The organism is Photorhabdus kleinii, from assembly GCF_025384885.1.
Lineage (GTDB): Bacteria > Pseudomonadota > Gammaproteobacteria > Enterobacterales > Enterobacteriaceae > Photorhabdus > Photorhabdus kayaii.
The window spans coordinates 1-556 of the sequence record NZ_JAJAFY010000166.1 but is presented as its reverse complement, the minus strand read 5'-3'; the positions used below and the strand labels follow the sequence as shown (position 1 = coordinate 556).

Genomic DNA, 556 nt, shown 5'->3' with positions numbered 1-556 from the left:
ACGATGTACCATTAAAACCAATCATTAGACGGTCATTGGCTTCCTGCTGAACAATCTGCTGACTAATCAGTTGCTGAAATTCCGGGTGGTCATTCCACGCATCAATTTGCGTATAGCTGACAAAGGTATCAAAGTTAATTTGCTCACAACGATATCTGTTAGCCTTTAAATCATGGACACTGACTGGCTCACGGCGTTCCGTAGTGGATGTGTTGCGGCTAGCAATGGTGCGGTTGATACCCACGCCGATTTTTTCCCCTTCCTGCTCGGTTACACCGACAGAATTGATTTCATTCAAAAATGGGCTGGCTTCCATCTTGGCTTTTTCAAGACGCTGCTGAACAGCGGGGGTCACCGTTAATTGAATGCTATCCCCTTCGCGTCTGACGCCGTTTAATTTGCCTTGCTGGTCAAGGTAGGACAGATATTGTTGACGTCCTTCGTTACTGAGTGACATAAATAAAATTCCTGTAGCAATTAATAATCGGCTAACACTTGGGTTGAACCATTTGCCAGTGGTCGATGTGTTGATGAATTATCCTGCTTGCTGAGTTGG

Annotated in this window: 1 protein-coding gene; it reads right to left on the bottom strand. The window is 45.1% G+C overall.

Translation table 11 applies throughout. The features are described from left to right. The coding region (locus tag LG003_RS23205; RefSeq protein ID WP_262981786.1) for a phage major capsid protein, P2 family at positions 1–457 on the bottom strand (457 nt) is incomplete at its 3' end. Positions 458–556 lie beyond the last annotated feature (99 nt).